A 16248-nucleotide genomic window follows, 5' to 3' on the forward strand; every position below is an offset into this window, starting at 1 on the left:
CGGCGGGCAGGCGGATGGATGCGGAATGGATTCGGGGGCTGGCCGGCGGTATCCTGATCGGTCTTGGCGGCGCGGTCTACCTGCTGGGAAACGGCCGGATCATGGGGGCCAGCGGCATCCTGGGCGGGCTGCTGGACGGCAGCGGCCGCAGCACCGCCGTTGAGCGGCTGGCCTTCCTGGCCGGGGTGTTTACTGTACCGCTGCTGATCGGCACATTCGCAGACGGCACGCCGGAGACCCATATCACCAGCAATGCAGCGGTGCTGATCCTTGCCGGACTGCTGGTAGGCGTCGGCACCCGTGCAGCCAACGGATGCACTTCGGGCCACGGGGTCTGCGGCATTTCCCGCCTGTCCCTGCGCGGGATTGCGGCAACAGCGGCCTTCATGTTCGCAGGCATTCTGACCCTGGCGGTGATGCGCCGGCTGCTTGGGGTGATCTGATGCTGCGGATTGTGCTGTCCCTGACCGCCGGCGGCCTGTTTGGCGGCGGGCTGATGCTGTCGGGCATGACCGACACTGCACGGGTGCAGGGCTGGCTGGATATCTTCGGCCGCTGGGATCCCACGTTGGCTTTTGTGATGGGCGGGGCGCTGCTGCCGATGGCACTGGCCTGGCGGCTGGCGGAAGGGCGGCGGCCTGCAGCCGGCGGCCGCTTCCCTGCCCCGCCGCGGGCGGAACTGGACCAGCGGCTCATTCTTGGCTCCTTGCTGTTCGGCATCGGCTGGGGGCTTGCGGGTCTCTGCCCCGGGCCGGCGATGGCCTCGCTCAGCTACGGCGGCTGGCAGGGCGCGGTGTTTCTGGCGGCGATGGCCTGCGGCATGATGGCCGCGCCGAGGCTCAGCCGGCATCTGGACCGTCGCGCCGCAAACGCGTAAAGAACCGCTTATGGATGCACGTGTAATCACCCCCCGCTATTCGGTCTCGCCGCAGATCTCGGCTGAGGACCTGCCTGCCATTGCCGCAGCCGGCTACAAGACGGTGATCTGCAACCGTCCGGACGAGGAAGTGCCGCCCAGCCACCAGGCAGAGGCCATCCGCGCGGCTGCCGAAACCGCGGGACTGCGGTTCGAACTGCTGCCGCTGACCCATCAGACCATGACTCCTGAAAATGTGGCGCTGCAGCGCGAGCTGTATGAGGGCTGCGAAGGACCCGTGCTGGCATATTGCGCCTCCGGCACACGGTGTTCAGTGGCCTGGGCGCTGAGTCAGGCTTGCGACATGAGCGCCGACGACATCCTGCAAAAGACCCAGGCTGCAGGGTATCAGCTGGACGGTCTGCGCCCGGCACTGGACGCGCTGGCAGGCAGCTGAAGCCTGCCGGAAACGGCCTGAACAGCCGCCGCAGAGCAGCCGGAGTTGCGTCGGAAACACCGCCGTGCCTGGATCAGGCAAATTCCTGTTTGCCAGCAGCGGGGTTTCACCCTTCGGAGAGATTGCAGCGCCTCAGGCCGAGGCAACAGGGGCCCGGACTGAAAGCCGCAGACCGCTGCGCCAGCCTGTTTCGACCGCCCCGCACGGCACAGCTTGTGCGTCCGCTTGCAGTCCGGGCTGCCCGGCCGGTTCTGCACCGCCGGGACAACCGGTCAGCCGCTTTCCGGCAAAGCCGCGTCCAGCCCCGCGAGCTGGGAGATTTCCGCCGCTGCATCGCCCGCACCGCCTGCATCGAAGTCACCCAGATCCGCTGCCGGGAAGTCGGGCAGATCAGGCAGATCAGTCAGCCCGCCATCGGCGCCAAGGCCTGACAAATCCATCGGGTCCAGTCCGCCATCGAGGCCGCCGCCCATACCGTCACCGGGGAGCGCTGGCAATCCGCCGTCGGCGCCGCCGTCCAGATCGAAGCCGCCGCCATCGAGGCCGGGGGCCGCGTCCAATGCGGGCAGCCCCATGTCATCCATTGGATCCTGCAGGCCCTGTGCCGCTATCCCCATATCGATTGCAGGCGGCCCGCCGGGCAGCGCTTCCATGCCCGCCCCGTCAGCAAACCCGACATCCTCCGTACCGGAACCGGCCGCCAGCCTGGCCCCGGACTGGTTCAGCCGGACCGCGCGCGCGCCGTTCATCTGGCCCAGGCGCCCCTGGGCGACAGACTGCCCGCCTATGGTCAGCAGATCGGTCTCATACAGGAAGGCTGAATCCAGCGGCAGGGAATCACCCACTTTCAGCCCGGCGAATTCCCTGAGCGGCACCCGCATCCGGCACAGTACCGCAGTCAGCTCCGCCCGGATCGAGCCCAGGTTGCGGCCCAGCGACGGGCCCTGGGCACCGCCGCCCTGGCCGTCCTGCAGTTCTTCGGGGGTCGGTTCCGGCAGAATCAGCCGCATCACGCCCTGCATGGCGCCGCAGGCAAGATCCAGGTTCAGCTCGATCACCCGGTAATCCTCTGCCTCCATCCCCAGCACAAGGCTGCGCACATTTTCGACCTGCGCGCCGAAGCGGTAGCCGGTGAAGATGGCCTGGTCGGCGTGGCCCTCCAGCATCGCCACGACCTTGGCGAAGGTGCGTTCCAGGAATTCGGCAGTCATTGCCGCGTCGGTGGGCGTGTAGTGACGCTCATCCGGCGCCTTGCCGATCACCGCACCGATGGTCTGCTGCTGAATCAGCGCGGTCACGGTGGCCGCATCCATGCTGGCAGCCCCGGTCCGCCCGTGCGGGCAGTCCAGCACCACCAGCAGATCCTTGTCCGACAGCCGTTCTGCCAGATCTTCGGGAATGCGGTTGGACTGGCGCGCTGCCAGCACGGCCATCGGCAGATCGCACAGGTCGGCAGCCGCGCGGGCAACCGAGCGTCGCAAAGCCTTCAGCGTCAGGGAACTGGCCAGCGCCCCGACGCCTTCCTTTGTCGCTGCCAGCTTGCGCGCAAGCACACCCTGCTTGCCGCTGCCCGCCTCTGCTGATTCTGTTTCAGACATAGGCTGTTTTACCTGCCCCTTGCACGTCCCGTTTCCCCGGTTTTACCCGAAAGGAGGTTAACAACTCCTGTACTTCGGAGCCGGTCAGGCCGCCTTTTCGCCTGCTGCGGGTAAGGAAACCCGGAACGCGCCGCCGCTGCCGCCCGGCACGTAGGCGACATCCCCGCCCAGCCGCTGCATCACTTCGCGGCAGATCGCAAGGCCCAGCCCGGCGCCGCCCGCACGTTCCGGGCTAACACGCGAAAACTTCTCAAAAATCATTTGCTGGAAATCCGTGGGCACGCCGCTGCCATTGTCCGTGAAATCGATATGCAGCAGCCGGCCCGCCGCGGTGGCTGATATGGTCAGCTCCGGGTTTTCCGCATCGCAGTATTTCTGCGCATTGGCGATCAGGTTGATAAAGACCTGCGCCAGACGGTCGAGATCGGAGGAAATGCGGACTGTCTCGGTTTCCGTGGTGCGGCGGACCTTCAGCGGGCGCTCCGATCCGGCCAGCGCCGCGGCAACTGCGTGATCGAGGACTTCCGTCAGAGTGCCCGCGGTCATGTTGAGGCTCACCTGGCCGTTTTCCAGCACGCTGAGATCCAGAAGATCATTGAGCAGCCGGGTGAGGCGCAGCGTCTCGTCATGGATGATACCGGCATAGTGGCGCTGGTCCTGCGGGCTGAGCTGCCCATCATCCCGCAGGATCTCCGAGAACGCACGGATCGAGGTCATCGGCGTCCGCAGCTCGTGGCTTACCTGGCTGAGGAAGGCGTCCTTCTGCTCGGAAATCTGGGTGAGCTTCTCGTTTGTTTCCCGCAACTTACGGGCAGTGGCCGTCAGCTCTGCGGACTGCATCTCCAGGCGGCTGGAATATTCCAGCATCTGCGCCGTTTCATCCGCCACCGCCAGCAGATCCGCCACGGACACCGACGAGCCGCCGGCAATCTGGCCGATCATTGCATGTGCCGCCGCCGCGCCGATGGAGGCGCTGAGCTCGCGCTCCAGCCGCTCAAGGAAGGCGGGCGTCGGCTCCGGCAGGGGCCCGCGGCCGCCCTGTCGCAGCCGCTCGCGGTGGAAGAACGCCTGTGCCTCGGCGGCGCCGAGGATCCGCTGCGACATGATCATCAGATCTTCGCATTGCGCAACCGACCCGGTCCAGCCGCGCGGGCCGGCGGAGTGGTCGAAGACATTGACGAATTGCGCCCCCTGCAGCCGTTCCAGCGGGCTGGGGAAGCTCATCAGCGACACCAGGCAGAACGCCAGCGCGTTGAGGCTCATCGACCACATCACCGCATGCACGGTCGGGTCCATGCCCTCTATGCCGAACAGCGCCTGCGGGCGCAGCCAGCTGAGCCCGAAGAGGCCCCCGCGCAGGATGTGCTCCGGCAGCAGCCCGCCGCCAAGGGCCGGCAGCAGCATGGTGTAAAGCCAGATCGCAAAACCCACCGTCAGCCCGGCCAGCGCACCGGACCGGGTGGCGCCGCGCCAGAACAGCCCGCCAACCAGCGCGGGCAGGATCTGGGCCACGCCGGCAAAGGAAATGAGGCCGACGGCCGCCAGCGCCGCCGCGCCGCCGGAGAGGTGATAGTAGAAATAGCCCAGCCCCATGATCGCCGCGATCGACACCCGGCGCGACAGCAGCACCACGTCGCGCACATCGCCCGAGACCGAGGCGCGGCGGCTTTGCAGCCGCAGCCAGACCGGCATCACGATATGGTTCGACACCATCGTCGACACCGCCATGGCGGCGACGATCACCATCGAGGTGGCCGAGGAAAAGCCGCCGAGGAAGGACAGCATCGCCAGCCCCTGCTGGCCCTGCTGCAGCGGTACGGTCAGCACAAACATATCCGGGTTGGCGCCCGCGGGCAGCAGCTCGAGCCCGACGGCGGCAATCGGCACCACAAACAGCGACATCAGCAGCAGATAGAGCGGGAACGCCCAGGAGGCGATGCGCAGGTGCCGTTCATCCACGTTTTCCACCACCATCACCTGGAACATCCGCGGCAGGCAGACAAAGGCGGCAGCGGCCAGGAAGGTGATGGCGGCCCAGCGGCTGCCATCGACATTCCACTGGCCGATCTGCGAGGCATCGATGCGCTGCAGCGTCTCTCCCACCCCGCCGGCCACGCCCCAGACCACAAACACCCCCACTGCCAGCAGCGCCGCCAATTTGACGATGGCCTCCAGTGCCACGGCGGTCACCACCCCGTGGTGGCGTTCATTGGCATTGAGGTTGCGGGTGCCGAACAGGATGGCAAACACCGCCAGCCCGGCAGCCACCCAGAACACAGTTGACGTCCCGTTGTATCCGCGCAGCGGATCGGCTTCGGCAAAAATGGCAAAGGACAGGGTGACCGACTGCAGCTGCAGCGAAATATAGGGGGTGACGCCGATCACCGCGAGAATGGTCACCCCGGCCGCCAGCAGGTTCGACTTGCCATAGCGCGAGGACAGCAGGTCGGCGATCGAGGTGATCCGCTGGCTGCGGCCGATCCGCACCAGCTTGCGCAGGCCCCACCACCAGCCGATCATCACCAGCGAGGGACCAAGGTAGATCGTCACGAACTCCAGTCCGGACCGCGCCGCGTACCCCACCGCTCCGTAAAAGGTCCAGGCGGTGCAATAGATCGACAGCGACAGCGTGTAGATCAGCGGCGAGCGCATCCAGGCGGCGCTTTTGCCGCGGGTGGACATCCGGTCGGCCCAGAAGGCGATGAAGAACAGAAACGCCGCATAAGCCAGGCAGACGAAGACCAGCAGGTTGAGCGAGGCCATCAGCTCTCCTCCGCGCCATCCGGCAGCTCAGCCCCGTCCGGCCCCCCGCCGGTCCAGTGATCGGCCCATCGCTGGACCGCCAGGCTGAAGGCGAAACAGGCACCGATCAGCGCGGTCCAGACTGCAAAGACATAGATAATTGCAGTGGACATCGGCACACCCGAACGTGCGGCCGGATGGGTGCCGGCTTCGGGCCACAAAAGCGGCAGTGCCAGCAGCAGCACCCCCAGCACCGGCAGCAGCCGGGCAATGTCCATCAGCCTGCGGCGGCGGTAGGTCTGGCGTTCCGCGCGGGTGCCCGCTTGGTCTTCTGCGCTGCCGCCCCGGTTCATCCCCGTGTTATCCTTGGCCTGCCTGGGCGTGCAGATCACGCACCGCCGTCAGCACCTCGGCATTGGAGAAGGGTTTGGTCATGAAACGGGTAACCCCGGCCTTTTCCGCCATTTCCCGGTCGCGCATCTGGCCCCGGGCAGTCAGCATCAGCACCGGCAGCGCCGCCATGCCGCTTTCGCCGCGCAGCGCGCGCACGATTTCCAGGCCGCTTTTTCCCGGCAGCATCAGATCGAGAATCACCAGATCGGGATTGGCCTCGCGGATCACCTCCACCGCCGTGGCGCCATCGGTATGCGCATCGACGCTCCAGCCGTCGCGGGTCAGCAGAAACCGGATGGCTTCAGTGATATTCGGCTCATCTTCGATCAGAACAACATGCCTGCCCATCAGCAGAATTTCCTCCCGTCGCGGCCCGCCGGCCAGGCCGGTGCGGTCACGCGTTCATTTTTGCGCAGGTTAGCCCCGTGCCCGCATGGCTGTCAAAACTCTTCCTTCAGGATCGACGGCTCGCGCCGGGCCGGGCAGCCCTGGCGCGGGCAGATCCGGCAGCTGGCGCCCACCGGCTGCGGGTCCTCTGCATCCTGGGCACCGGGCAGGATCAGCATCACCGCCCGATAGAGCGGATCCGCGCCGAACTCCGGCATTTCCTGCGGCCAGGCCACCGCCATGCAGTCAAACGCCGCCGCATTGCGCCCCTGCTGCACCACATTGCGCCGCACCGGGACATTCGGGTGCACCAGCGCAGTGTAAAGCGGCCACAGGGGGCAGGACGCGCCGAACCGCGGCATCGCAAATCCGGTGACCGGCTTGCGGAACAACAGCGTGCCCGAAGCATCGCAGACCACCAGCCCGGCCTCCTGCCCCAGCACCTCCTCCGGCAGCGCAGCCAGGCGCCGCAGCACGGCGGGAAGCCCGCAATTGAAGCGGTGCGCCAATGCCACCGGGGCAACCCCGCCCGTCCGGATCTCCTGAACCAGCTCCTGCAGCGGCATTGCCCGGGCATCCGTCCGGTATTGCTCCAGCGCAGCCTGTGCCAGGCTGCGGGCTGCCGCGCTCGTCAAGGCAGTGGCATTCTGGACCAGCAGCTCCGGCGCCGCGGTCCCAGCCTCAAGCGCAGGGAAATGAAACCCGTTTTCCTGAAAGAACACTGCGGCCTCCTCCTGCGGCATGCCCCGGCGGTGGTCGCTGGTGTCGTCCTCGTCCAGCAAGCTTACCAGCGCGCGGCTGCTCTCCGACAGGCGCAGGGAATCCTCGTTGAGGTTCTTGTGAAAGCGGTCGCGCCATTCCGGTTCAAGCCCGCCGGTTTCCGCCAGGATCGACGCGGTGGACCGGATCGCCGCAGCAGTCGACAGCACCTCATGCACGGAGGCTGCCAGGGTGGGGTCATGTGTCAGCCGGTCCGACAGGGTTTCCACCGTGCGTTCCAGCGTGGCGATGCGGCGGTGGCCGGTTGCCAGCACCTCGGCCCAGCCTGGAAACCGGCCGGCGAATTCATCGACCCGGTCCAGCTCCGCCACCGGCACGCCGCTGTCCGCCGCCGCCTCCCGCAGGGTCGAGATCAGCGCCGCCTCCGCCCCCTCGCTCAGCATCGACGGCTCCACCCCCAGCACCCCGGCGATACCGACCAGCAGCTTGCCGCCGATTCTGCGCCGGTTGTGTTCGATCAGGTTGAGGTAGGAGGCGGAGATCCCCGTCTCACGCGCCAGCTCTGCCTGGCGCATTCCAAGGATCAGCCTGCGCTCGCGGATCCGGCTGCCGGTCAGGGTATCGCGTGCCATTGCGGAAGGCCTCCCAAAACACTGTCATTTCAACAGCTTTCTGCATTGCAATATAACAAAATTTACATACTACCGCTGAATACTGTTCAGTTATTTACAGAATTTTCAAGCAATAAAAGGGATTTATTGCCTAACTTTACATACCGCACCCATACTGATTTTGCACGCATCGTGCTGGTACCGCGCAGAAGTGAGGAGCTGCAAGGCACCATTCATATTAGGGAGGAATACATGTCTGAATTTGACGCATCGCGCCGCAGAGTCCTGAAGACCGGCGCAATCGCAGGCGCCGGTGTGGCGCTGCCAACGATCTTTACTGCTTCTTCCGCCGCGGCCTTTACCAATGAGCCGACCGGCGGCACCGTGACCCTGGGCTTCAACGTGCCCCAGACCGGGCCTTACGCCGACGAAGGCGCCGACGAGCTGCGCGCCTATGAGCTGGCGGTCGAGCATCTGAACGGCGGCGGCGACGGCGGCATGATGAACACCTTCAGCTCCAAGGCGCTGCAAGGGGGCGGCATCCTGGGCAAGAAGGTGGAATATGTCACCGGCGACACCCAGACCAAATCCGACGCCGCCCGCGCCTCTGCCAAGTCGATGATCGAGAAGGACGGCGCGGTGATGATCACCGGCGGCTCCTCCTCCGGCGTTGCCATCGCCGTGCAGGGTCTGTGCCAGGAGGCGGGCGTGATCTTCATGGCCGGTCTCACCCACTCCAACGACACCACCGGCAAGGACAAGAAGGCCAACGGTTTCCGCCACTTCTTCAACGGCTACATGTCGGGCGCGGCGCTGGCGCCGGTGCTCAAGAACCTCTACGGCACCGACCGCACCGCGTACCACCTGACCGCCGACTACACCTGGGGCTGGACCCAGGAAGAGTCGATCGCTGCCGCAACTGAAGCCCTGGGCTGGCAGACCGTGAACAAGGTCCGCACGCCGCTGGCGGCGACCGACTTCTCCTCCTACATCGCGCCGGTGCTGAATTCGGGCGCCGACGTGCTGGTGCTGAACCATTATGGCGGCAACATGGTGAACTCGCTCACCAACGCGGTGCAGTTCGGCCTGCGCGACAAGGTGGTGAACGGCAAGAACTTCGAAATCGTGGTGCCGCTATATTCCCGCCTGATGGCCAAGGGTGCGGGCGAGAACGTGAAAGGCATCCACGGTTCCACCAACTGGCACTGGACGCTACAGGACGAGGGCTCCAAGGCCTTTGTGAAATCCTTCGGCACCAAATACGGCTTCCCGCCGAGCCAGGCCGCGCACACCTGCTATGTGCAGACCCTGCTTTATGCGGATGCGGTGGAACGGGCCGGCAGTTTCAACCCCTGTGCGGTTGCCGAAGCGCTGGAAGGTTTCGAGTTCGACGGCATGGGCAACGGCCCGACCTTGTACCGCGCCGAAGACCACCAGTGCTTCAAGGACGTTCTGGTGGTGCGCGGCAAGGAAAACCCGACTTCGGAATTCGACCTCTTGGAAGTGGTCGAAGTCACTCCGCGGGCGCAGGTGGAATACGCTCCCGATCACCCGATGTTCGCCGGCGGCAACCTCGGCGCCTGCAACCCGGGCGCCTGATCCCCGCCACCGGCACCGGAATTATGCAATAATTCCGGCCCGAATTCCGCACCGGAATTCGGCTGCGCCGCACCGCGGGTCTTCCGGCCGCAGCCGGAAGACCCTTCCCTGACCTGACGAACGGTGGGACCCATGGACGCCATTCTCCTGCAAATCCTGAACGGGCTCGACAAGGGCTCGGCCTATGCGCTGATCGCGCTGGGACTGACACTCATTTTCGGCACGCTGGGCGTGGTGAACTTCGCCCATGGGGCGCTGTTCATGATCGGCGCCTTCTGCGCCGTCACCCTGCAGCGGATCCTTAGCCTCAGCTTCGAGTTCGTGGACGAAACCCAGACCGATTTCCTGGGCAACCCGCTGAAGGTGAAGACCCCCTATGTCGAGGCCTGGTTCGGCCCCGAGTTCGGCGGTGCCATCATCGACTGGGCGGTGCCGCTGGCGATCCTGTTCGCGATTCCGATCATGATCGGCGTCGGCTATGTGATGGAGCGCGGGCTGATCAAGCATTTCTACAAGCGCCCCCACGCCGACCAGATCCTGGTGACCTTCGGTCTCGCCATCGTGCTGCAGGAGGTGGTCAAGTACTTCTACGGCGCCAACCCGATCCAAACCCCGGCACCGGATGCGCTGAACGGGGTGATGAACCTCGGCGCCGTTTTCGGCATGGACATCATCTATCCGGTCTGGCGCGTGGTCTATTTCTTCTTTGCGGTGCTGATCATCGGCGGCATCTTCTCCTTCCTGCAATTCACCACCTTCGGCATGGTGGTGCGGGCGGGCATGGCCGACCGCGAGACCGTGGGCCTTCTGGGCATCAACATCGACCGCCGCTTCACCATCATGTTCGGCATCGCCGCCGCCGTCGCCGGCCTGGCCGGCGTCATGTACACGCCGATCAACTCCCCCAACTACCACATGGGCATGGATTTCCTGGTCCTCAGCTTCGTGGTGGTGGTTGTCGGCGGCATGGGATCGCTGCCCGGCGCGGTGCTGGCCGGCTTCCTGCTGGGTGTTCTCGAAAGCTTTGCCTCGATGAACGAGATCAAGTCGCTGATCCCCGGCATCGACCAGATCATCATCTATGTGGTCGCAATCATCATTCTGCTGACCCGGCCGCGGGGCCTGATGGGCCGCAAAGGCGTGATGGAGGACTAAGACATGTTCGGACTGGACAAAAAAGACACATCAAAGCTGATCATCGTCGCCTGCCTTGCGCTGCTGGCGCCCTTCATCCTGAACCCCTTCCCGACGGACAGCGCCATGGCGCAGTTCAACGCGGGCTATCCGGACCTGATGCAGCGCTTCGTGATCTTCGGGATCTTCGCCATCGGCTTCAACATCCTGTTTGGCCTTACCGGCTACCTGTCGTTCGGCCATGCGGCATTCCTCGGCGCCGGGTCCTACTCCGCCGTCTGGATGTTCAAGCTGGTGGGCATGAACGTGATCCCGGCAATTCTGCTGTCGGTGATCGTGGCGGGCCTGTTTGCGCTGCTCATCGGTTTCGTCAGCCTGCGCCGTTCCGGCATCTACTTCTCGATCCTGACGCTGGCCTTTGCGCAGATGTCCTTCAACCTGGCCTATTCGGTGCTGACCCCGATCACCAATGGCGAGACCGGGTTGCAGCTGACGCTGGATGACCCGCGCATCCTGGGTGTGTCCGCCACCGCGGACGGCTCGATCCCGGTCACCAACCTGTTCGGGCTGGAAATGCGCTCCACCTTCGAGATGGCGCTCGGCCCCTGGGCGTTCCAGTTCAACGCGGGCTATTACCTCTGCGCGCTGATCATGCTGGCCGCTTTCTATCTGTCGATCCGCATCTTCCGCTCCCCCTTCGGCATGATGCTGCGGGCGGTGAAGTCGAACCAGCAGCGGATGAACTACACCGGCCTCAACACGAGGCCCTACACTCTGGCGGCCTTTGTGATCTCCGGCATGTATGCGGGGCTGGCCGGCGGGCTGATGGCCTCGATGGACCCGCTGGCCGGGGCTGAGCGGATGCAGTGGACCGCCTCGGGCGAAGTCGTGCTGATGACCATTCTCGGCGGCGCCGGCACGCTGATCGGCCCGGTGCTGGGCGCAGGTTTCATCAAGTACTTCGAGAACATCTTCTCCAAGATCAACGACTACGTGCTGCACAGCTGGTTCAGCTTCCTGCCGGACGGTTTGGAGGACGCGGTGGTGTTCCTGATCCACCCCTTCATCGGCAAGGGCTGGCACCTGACGCTCGGCATCCTGTTCATGCTGGTGGTGATCTTCCTGCCCGGCGGCCTGGTCGAAGGCGGCCAGCGGATCAAGGGCTGGGTCAGCCGCCGCAAGGTCAAGGATGGCAGCGCCGCCCACGAAACCAACCCCGCGGAATAAGGAGACAGAACCATGGGTATCCTTGAAGTCAAAGACGTGGGGAAACGGTTCGGCGGCCTGCAGGCGCTGTCCGATGTGAACCTCAGCGTAAAGGAAAACTCGGTCCACGCGATCATCGGGCCGAACGGCGCGGGCAAGTCCACCCTGCTCAATTGCCTGGTGGGCAAGCTGATCCCCGACACCGGATCCGTGATGTTCGACGGCCAGTCGGTGCTGGGCCGCGCGCCTTACGAGATCAACCAGATGGGCATTTCCCGCGTGTTCCAGACGCCCGAGATCTTCGGCGACCTGACGGTGCTGGAAAACATGATGATCCCCTGTTTTGCCAAACGGGACGGCGCGTTTGAGCTGAATGCGCTCTCCGCCGTGCTGCGCCAGAAGGACATTCTGCAAAAGGCCGAGCACATGCTGGAAGAGATGAACATGGCCGACAAGCGGCACATGCACGCCGCCGCCATGTCCCGCGGCGACAAGCGGCGGCTGGAGATCGGCATGTGCCTCAGCCAGGAGCCGCGTCTGCTGCTGCTGGACGAACCCACCGCGGGCATGGCGCGGGCCGACACCAACAACACCATCGACCTCTTGAAACAGATCTCGGAAGAGCGCGACATCACCATCGCCATCATCGAACACGACATGCATGTGGTGTTCAGTCTTGCCAACCGGATCACCGTGCTGGCCCAGGGCACGCCGCTGGTCGAGGACGACCCGCAGAACATCCGCGGCAACCCGAAGGTGCGCGAAGCTTACCTTGGCGAAAGCGCGTAAAGGAGTTCGTCACTCATCCCGAGTGAGCGGTGAACGCCATTGGTTCGAGAGAGCCGCGAACGGAAACCGGTTTTCGGACAAGATGAGTGAGAAAGGAAATTGATATGAATGTGAAACCCGATTTCTCCAAGAACGCCAATATGGCCACCACCGCGCCGGCCTTCCTTTCGGTCTGGGATGTGCACGCCTACTACGGCGAGAGCTACATCGTGCAGGGCATCAGCTTCAACGTCCACGAGGGCGAGATTCTGGCGCTTTTGGGCCGCAACGGCGCCGGCAAGACCTCCACCCTGCGCTCGATCGCCCGCACCGGTTCGCCCATGGTGACCAAGGGTGAGATCTGGCTGGATCACAAGCCGCTGCACCAAATGGAATCCTATGAGGCCGCCGCCGCAGGCCTGGGCCTGGTGCCCGAAGACCGCCGCATCATCCCCGGCCTGACGGTCGAGGAAAACCTGCAGCTGGCGCAGATCGCGCCGCCCGTCGGCTGGTCGCTGGACCGTCTTTACGACCTGTTCCCGCGCCTTGGCGAACGGCGCAAGCAGGAGGGCGTGACCCTGTCCGGCGGCGAGCAGCAGATGCTGGCAATTGCCCGGGCACTGGCCCGCGACATCAAGGTCCTGCTGCTGGACGAACCCTACGAAGGCCTCGCCCCGGTGATCGTGGACGAGATCGAGAAGACCCTCACCCACATCAAGGAACAGGGCATGACAACCATCATTGTCGAGCAGAATGCGGTCCGCGCCCTGGAACTGGCGGACCGCGCAGTGATCCTCGACACCGGCGGAATCGTCTTTGACGGCACCGCCGCCGAGGTTCTGGAGAACGAAGAGCTGCGTGCTGAGTACCTGGCGATCTGAAACTTCATCTCCGTCATGCAGGCCTTTCGCAGGCCTGCATCGGCAGACTGGGGCCGGCTCTGTTCAGGGCCGGCCCTTTTTGTCCCGATCGCTCAACTGATATCCGCCAGGCGCTTCCTCAGTTCCGTCTTCAGCACCTTGCCGTAGTTGTTCTTGGGCAGCGCATCGATGCGCAGATAGGCCTTGGGCCGCTTGAACCGGGCAATCCGGCTGGTGCAGAGATCATCCAGCTCGGCGTCCGGGGCATCCCCCACGACAAAGGCCACCACCTCCTCGCCCCAGTCCGCGTGCAGCCGCCCCACCACCGAGACCTCGCGCACGCCCGGATGCATAAGCAGCACTTCCTCGACCTCACGCGGATAGACGTTGGAACCGCCGGTGATGATCATGTCCTTGGAGCGGTCCTGCAGGGTGAGGTAGCCGTCCGCGTCCAGCACCCCCATGTCGCCGGTCATCAGCCAGCCGTTCACCAGCGTCCTGGCAGTGGCCTCGGGGTTATTCCAATAGCCCGGCATCACCGCTTCGCCGCACACCATGATCTCGCCATGGCTGCCCGCTGGCAGGAACTCCCCCTCCGGCGTGCCGATGCGCACCTCGACCACGCTTTGCGCCCTGCCGACGCTGGCCAGCCGCTCACGCCAGCGCGGGTGGCCGCGGTCCTGCACGTCGCGGCGCGGCAGCGCGGTGATCGCCATCGGGCATTCGCCCTGGCCGTAGACCTGCACAAAGACCGGGCCGAAATGATCAACCGCCTCGATGATGTCGGCCAAATACATCGGCCCGCCGGCATAGACCACGGTGCGCAGCCCCTCGCCGCGGCGGCCCGTCTGCTTGGCCGCCGCCGTCATCCGGGTGACCATCGTCGGCGCCGCAAACATGTGGACGCGGCCGAAATGCGCGGCCAGATCAAAGATCTCCGTCTCATCGAACCCGCCCGACTCCGGGCAGACATGGGCAGCACCTGCCAGCACATGCTGGATTGCATAGATGCCCGCGCCATGACTCATCGGCGCCGCATACAGCGCGTGATCCTCCGCGCTCACCTGATCCACATCTGCAAAATAGGCCAGCGCCATGGTCATCAGCATCCGGTGGGTGATCATCACCCCCTTGGGCCGCCCGGTGGTGCCCGAGGTATAAAACAGCCAGGCCAGATCCCCCGGCGCTCGGAACGCGGGCCCTGCCACCGGCGCCGCCTGCAAGGCCGCCGCATATTCCGCGCCGGAGATATCCACGCAGCGGACAGCCGCGCCGCTTGCCTCAACAGCCTCTGTCAGCCCGGGCGAGGTGAACAGCAGCCCCGCGCCGGAGTTCTGCAGGATGTACTCCGCCTCCCTGCCGTGCAGCTTGGCATTGATGGGCACCGCCGCCGCGCCCGCATGCCAGATGCCGTAAAGCGCGATCAGGTAATCCGGGCAGTTCTTCATGAAGATGCCAACCCGGTCCCCCGGCTGAATGCCCTGCTGCAGCAGCCAGCCTGCCACCGAGGCCGCCCGCGCCTGGAAGGTGGCATAATCCGCCACTGGTTCCCGCCCCAGATACAGCGCAGGCCGCGCCCCTTCTGCCGCCGCCATCCGCTGCAGCCACACCGCTATGTTCATTCCCGTGTCCTCTCCCGCTTGCCCCGCAGCGCGCAACGTGGCACGCACGTTCTGCCCCCTTCAACTCAGCGAAGTTACCGGGGTAAGAGTACCATATGAGCGATATTGCCTTTGACCACGCCCCCGTGGGCCTTGCCGTGCTGGAACGCCGCGTCATCACCCGGTGCAACCTGCAGTTTGCCGCCACCTTCGGCGGCGGGCCCGCCGATTACACCGGCCTGCCGGTGGCTGACCTCTACCCCAGCCAGGAAGACTACCACCGCATCGGCGCCGTCCTGCAGCAGCCCGCGGCGCAAACCGGCAGCTACAATGACGAGCGTATCATGCGCCGCCGTTCGGGCGCCTTGTTCTGGTGCCGGGTGCGCGGCCGCTCGGTAACGCCGGAGGCGCCGTTCCGGACCGGCATCTGGTCCTTTGCCGATATTTCCGACGACCGCCCGGTGGTCAGCCTCACCCCGCGCGAACGCGAAGTGGCGATCCTGACCTGCAAGGGTCTGTCGGCCAAGGAGATCGGCAAGCAGCTGGACCTGTCCTACCGCACGGTGGAAAGCCACCGCGCGCATCTGCTGCAGAAATTCGGCGCCCGCAAGCTGCCGGAACTGGTGGCCAAGCTGACCGGAATGCCGCTGTGATGCAAAAAACCGGCAGGCAATTGCAAATCCGTCAATCCTTCTCCATGTTACGGCAAGCATCGACAGCGCTTTCCTTGCGGTAATCCTTGCCCTATAAGCGCGCTAATTTCCTGCCTGCCGGGTCTTCGGGGCTTGGGCGGGCATGTCGGAACCGGCTTGAGGACAAAATGACGAATAAATCTCACGAAGCGGATGTGGCATTCATCAAGGCGCTGGCGGAACTGCTGCGCGACAACGATCTGACCGAGCTGCAGGTCAAGCGGGACTACGGCGACGACGATAGCCTCAATGTCCGGGTCTCGCGCCAGACTGCCATGGCCGCTGCTCCGGTGCAGGTTGCCGTGCCTGCCGCCGCCGCCCCCGCTCCGGCTGCTGCCGCCGCTGCGGCCCCTGCCGCCGCCAGCGAAGATCCGGCCAGCCACCCCGGCGCCGTGACCTCGCCGATGGTGGGCACCGTTTACCTGCAGCCCGAACCGGGCGCGCCCTCCTTTATCGCGGTGGGCAAGCAGGTCAGCGAAGGCGACACCCTGCTGATCGTCGAAGCCATGAAGACCATGAACCACATCCCGGCGCCGAAATCCGGCACCGTGAAACGCATTCTGGTCGAAGACGGCGCCGCCGTGGAGTTCGGAACCCCCCTGGCCATCATCGAGTAAGGATCTG

The 16248-nt window shown here is 65.1% G+C and carries 16 protein-coding genes; 10 read left to right on the forward strand and 6 right to left on the reverse strand.

Translation table 11 applies throughout. The features are described 5' to 3' along the window. Nucleotides 1-14 precede the first annotated feature (14 nt). The 3 genes from OKQ63_RS10415 to OKQ63_RS10425 are packed head-to-tail and all read left to right on the forward strand — an operon-like array spanning nt 15 to nt 1313. Complete coding sequence (locus OKQ63_RS10415) at nt 15-443, forward strand: YeeE/YedE family protein (protein WP_264210009.1); 429 nt, start codon at nt 15-17, stop codon at nt 441-443. Beyond that, nucleotides 443-877, forward strand: coding sequence for a DUF6691 family protein (locus tag OKQ63_RS10420; protein WP_264210010.1), 435 nt, complete (start codon nt 443-445; stop codon nt 875-877). The genes OKQ63_RS10415 and OKQ63_RS10420 overlap by 1 nt, the downstream gene beginning before the upstream one ends. Before the next feature lie 10 nt (nt 878-887). Beyond that, complete coding sequence (locus tag OKQ63_RS10425) at nt 888-1313, forward strand: protein tyrosine phosphatase family protein (protein WP_264210011.1); 426 nt, start codon at nt 888-890, stop codon at nt 1311-1313. A gap of 272 nt (nt 1314-1585) precedes the next feature. Here the strand turns inward: OKQ63_RS10425 and OKQ63_RS10430 are convergent, their stop codons facing one another. The 5 genes from OKQ63_RS10430 to OKQ63_RS10450 form a co-directional block, all read right to left on the reverse strand. Then, nucleotides 1586-2911 (reverse strand): FliM/FliN family flagellar motor C-terminal domain-containing protein, encoded by a 1326-nt coding sequence (locus OKQ63_RS10430; RefSeq protein ID WP_264210012.1) that lies wholly within the window; start codon nt 2909-2911, stop codon nt 1586-1588. An 84-nt stretch (nt 2912-2995) separates the two neighbouring features. Then, a complete protein-coding gene (locus OKQ63_RS10435; RefSeq protein WP_264210013.1) occupies nt 2996-5674 on the reverse strand; it encodes an ATP-binding protein in 2679 nt (892 codons plus the stop codon). Then, on the reverse strand, nt 5674-6006 hold the full coding sequence (locus tag OKQ63_RS10440) for a hypothetical protein (protein WP_264210014.1): 333 nt from the start codon (nt 6004-6006) through the stop codon (nt 5674-5676). The genes OKQ63_RS10435 and OKQ63_RS10440 overlap by 1 nt, the downstream gene beginning before the upstream one ends. A gap of 7 nt (nt 6007-6013) precedes the next feature. After that, nucleotides 6014-6394: a response regulator transcription factor gene (locus OKQ63_RS10445; RefSeq protein ID WP_264210015.1), complete on the reverse strand. Its 381-nt coding sequence runs from the start codon at nt 6392-6394 to the stop codon at nt 6014-6016. Between the two features lie 92 nt (nt 6395-6486). Next, complete coding sequence (locus OKQ63_RS10450) at nt 6487-7785, reverse strand: short-chain fatty acyl-CoA regulator family protein (protein WP_264210016.1); 1299 nt, start codon at nt 7783-7785, stop codon at nt 6487-6489. Between the two features lie 231 nt (nt 7786-8016). Here OKQ63_RS10450 and OKQ63_RS10455 point away from each other — a divergent pair, with 231 nt between their 5' ends. The 5 genes from OKQ63_RS10455 (at nt 8017) to OKQ63_RS10475 (ending at nt 13352) form a co-directional block, all read left to right on the forward strand. Continuing rightward, nucleotides 8017-9363 carry a substrate-binding protein gene (locus OKQ63_RS10455; protein ID WP_264210017.1) on the forward strand — a complete coding sequence of 449 codons (1347 nt, stop codon included), beginning with the start codon at nt 8017-8019 and terminating at the stop codon, nt 9361-9363. Nucleotides 9364-9495: 132 nt separating this feature from the next. Further along, nucleotides 9496-10518 carry a branched-chain amino acid ABC transporter permease gene (locus OKQ63_RS10460; protein WP_264210018.1) on the forward strand — a complete coding sequence of 341 codons (1023 nt, stop codon included), beginning with the start codon at nt 9496-9498 and terminating at the stop codon, nt 10516-10518. Between the two features lie 3 nt (nt 10519-10521). Further along, a complete protein-coding gene (locus OKQ63_RS10465) occupies nt 10522-11724 on the forward strand; it encodes a branched-chain amino acid ABC transporter permease (protein WP_264210019.1) in 1203 nt (400 codons plus the stop codon). Between the two features lie 12 nt (nt 11725-11736). Beyond that, complete coding sequence (locus tag OKQ63_RS10470) at nt 11737-12492, forward strand: ABC transporter ATP-binding protein (protein ID WP_264210020.1); 756 nt, start codon at nt 11737-11739, stop codon at nt 12490-12492. A 104-nt stretch (nt 12493-12596) separates the two neighbouring features. Then, nucleotides 12597-13352: an ABC transporter ATP-binding protein gene (locus tag OKQ63_RS10475; protein WP_264210021.1), complete on the forward strand. Its 756-nt coding sequence runs from the start codon at nt 12597-12599 to the stop codon at nt 13350-13352. A 92-nt stretch (nt 13353-13444) separates the two neighbouring features. Here OKQ63_RS10475 and OKQ63_RS10480 read toward each other — a convergent pair whose 3' ends face one another. Next, nucleotides 13445-14953 carry a class I adenylate-forming enzyme family protein gene (locus tag OKQ63_RS10480; RefSeq protein ID WP_264210022.1) on the reverse strand — a complete coding sequence of 503 codons (1509 nt, stop codon included), beginning with the start codon at nt 14951-14953 and terminating at the stop codon, nt 13445-13447. Nucleotides 14954-15048: 95 nt separating this feature from the next. Here OKQ63_RS10480 and OKQ63_RS10485 point away from each other — a divergent pair, with 95 nt between their 5' ends. Continuing rightward, nucleotides 15049-15585 (forward strand): PAS and helix-turn-helix domain-containing protein, encoded by a 537-nt coding sequence (locus OKQ63_RS10485; protein ID WP_264210023.1) that lies wholly within the window; start codon nt 15049-15051, stop codon nt 15583-15585. Between the two features lie 167 nt (nt 15586-15752). Further along, nucleotides 15753-16241, forward strand: coding sequence for an acetyl-CoA carboxylase biotin carboxyl carrier protein (gene accB / locus OKQ63_RS10490; protein WP_264210024.1), 489 nt, complete (start codon nt 15753-15755; stop codon nt 16239-16241). Nucleotides 16242-16248 lie beyond the last annotated feature (7 nt).

It is taken from the genome of Leisingera thetidis, from assembly GCF_025857195.1.
In the GTDB taxonomy this organism is placed as follows: Bacteria; Pseudomonadota; Alphaproteobacteria; order Rhodobacterales; family Rhodobacteraceae; genus Leisingera; species Leisingera thetidis.